At 71.8% G+C, this 2295-nt stretch carries 3 protein-coding genes; 1 reads left to right on the forward strand and 2 read right to left on the reverse strand.

Annotation, left to right across the window (positions count from 1 at the left end; genetic code table 11):
• On the reverse strand, positions 1-843 hold an 843-nt coding region (locus AOK22_RS38250; protein ID WP_055703241.1), incomplete at its 3' end, for a GDSL-type esterase/lipase family protein.
• A gap of 104 nt (positions 844-947) precedes the next feature.
• On the opposite strand from AOK22_RS38250, the gene AOK22_RS38255 reads away from it, so the two are divergent.
• Entirely contained in the window at positions 948-1328 is a 381-nt protein-coding gene (locus AOK22_RS38255; RefSeq protein WP_055703242.1) for a hypothetical protein, read from the forward strand.
• 6 nt (positions 1329-1334) lie between these two features.
• Here the strand turns inward: AOK22_RS38255 and AOK22_RS38260 are convergent.
• The coding region (locus AOK22_RS38260; RefSeq protein WP_055703243.1) for a lysine N(6)-hydroxylase/L-ornithine N(5)-oxygenase family protein at positions 1335-2295 on the reverse strand (961 nt) is incomplete at its 5' end.

Consider the following 2295-nt stretch of genomic DNA (forward strand, 5'->3'; position numbering starts at 1 on the left):
GGGGAGGGGCGCGGGTTCGGGGTAGGCCTCCTGGCCGGGGATGCCGAGGTCGTTGAGGCCGAAGTGGACGAGGACGTGGGTGGCGCCGGGGACGTCGAGGGCGTCGCGTCGCAGGCGGGCGAGGGCGTGTTCGCCTATTTCGTCGGTGAGGAGGCGGTTGGCGGAGAGGCCCTGGTTGACGACCCAGCCGGGGTGGCCGGCGGCGCGGAGGCGGTCGTTGAGCAGGTCGGGGAAGCGGTGGTCGGTGTCGTTTGTGGTGCCGGTGCCTTCGAACCAGGAGTCCCCGAAGGCGACGATGACGGGGGTGCCGGTGGGTGCGAGGACGTCGGCGCCGCTGATGAAGTGGCGGGTGGCGAGTTCTTCGAGGCCTTCGGTGCCGTCGAGGGCGGGTGCGGTGAGGGCGTTGCCGGGGACGGCGTAGCCGGTGCGCAGGGGGACGGCGGAGTAGGTGCTCGGGCCGGTGTCGTGGGGCAGCCAGAGGGTGAGGGCGAGTTCGTCGCCGGGGTGCGCGGTGTGTTCGACGGGGTCGGTGACGAGGTCTTCGCCGGCGGGGATGGTGAATTCTTCGGCGCCGGCGACGCGCAGGGCGGTGTCGCTGCCGGGGTCGATGCCGCTTCCTTGGGTGCGTCTGGCGAGGCGGGCGCCGCCGATGTGGAGGGGTTCCTTGCCGTAGCGGTTGCTGAGGTGGATGCGCAGGGCGCTGCCGCCGCCGTCGAGGCGGATGATCTGGCGGAGCGTCTGGGCTTCGAAGGCGCGGAGTTCGAAGAGGTCGATGCTCTCGTGGGGGCTGACGACGGCGGAGCGGAAGGCTGCGGTCCAGGAGGCCGTGGAGTCTGTGGTCATGGTCGTCTGAACCGGTCTGATGGGGTGGGTATTTCCCGGTCGGGCTTCTTTTTGACGGGAATATTCGGCGGCGCGCGGGCGCTTGGGGGCGGACAATTCCGGCCATGGACAGTGAACTTGCGGGTGCTCTGGAGCTGGTGCTGCGCGACCTGGGGGCCACGTGTGCGGTGCGGCCGGTCGTCCGGGAGGAGCGCGACGACGACGGTACGGATCTGATCGTGCTGTATGAGCCGGACGGCTCGGGCGCGGGTCTGGTCGTGCGGTGTGGTGCCGGTGCGGCCGAGCTGGCGGCGGACTTCGCGGATCAGGCGCAGGACTGGGCGGTGGAGGCGCTGTGCGCGGCGCTGGAGCCGGCGGTGTGGCCGGAGTGTCCCGCGCACCCCGGCTCGCATCCGCTGGCGGCCGGGGTGGTGTCGGGGGTGGCGGTGTGGTCGTGTCCGAGGACGCGGCGCACCGTGGCGCCGATCGGTGGGCTGGGCGCTTGAGGGGCGTCAGTTCTTCAGGCGTACGAGGTTGCCGCGCTGTTCGCCGATGCGGCCGGTGGCGGTGGGGTGGGGGGCGCCGGGGCTCTGGAGGCCGAAGCTGGTGAAGGCGGTGCGTCCGGGGAGCGGGTATGGGTTCTTGCCCGTGAGGGAGTTGAGGATGGTGGCGCTGCGCCAGGCGGCGAGTCCGAGGTCGGGGGCGCCGACGCCGTGGGTGTGGCGTTCGGCGTTCTGTACGTAGACGTTGCAGCCGGTGCCGGTGACGGACGGGTCGAGGACGAGGCGGTACTGCTCGTCGACGCGGGGGCGGGCCGAGGAGTCCTTGCGGATGTAGGGGTCGAGGCCGGCGAGGAGTTGGTCGAGGGGGCGTTCGCGGTAGCCGGTGGCGAGGACGACGGCGTCGGTGGTGAGGCGGGAGCGGGTGCCCTGCTGGAGGTGTTCGAGGTGGAGTTCGACGCGGGTGGTGGCGACGCGGCCGGCGGTGCGGACGGAGACGCCGGGGGTGAGGACGGCGTCGGGCCAGCCGCCGTGCAGGGTGCGCCGGTAGAGCTCGTCGTGGATGGCGGCGATGGTGTCGGCGTCGATGCCCTTGTGGAGCTGCCACTGGTGGGGGACGAGGCCGTCGCGGACGGCTTCGGGCAGGGCGTGGAAGTAGCGGGTGTAGTCGGGTGTGAAGTGTTCCAGGCCGAGCTTGGAGTACTCCATGGGTGCGAAGGCCTCGGTGCGGGCGAGCCAGTGGATCTTCTCGTGTCCTGCGGGGCGGGCGCGGAGGAGGTCGAGGAAGATCTCGGCGCCGGACTGGCCCGAGCCGATGACGGTGACGTGGTCGGCGGCGAGGAGCTGTTCGCGGTGCTGGAGGTAGTCGGCGGAGTGGAAGACGGGGACGGCGGGGGCTTCGGCGAGGGGTTTGAGGGGTTCGGGGATGTGGGGGGCGGAGCCGATGCCGAGGGCGACGTTCCTGGTGTAGGTG

This window comes from Streptomyces silaceus (assembly GCF_001419745.1).
Taxonomy (GTDB): Bacteria; Actinomycetota; Actinomycetes; order Streptomycetales; family Streptomycetaceae; genus Streptomyces; species Streptomyces silaceus.

Bases quoted from the DNA above. Each gene is read 5' to 3' on its own strand.
- AOK22_RS38255 (WP_055703242.1), top strand. From the start codon at position 948: ATGGACAGTGAACTTGCGGGTGCTCTGGAGCTGGTGCTGCGCGACCTG.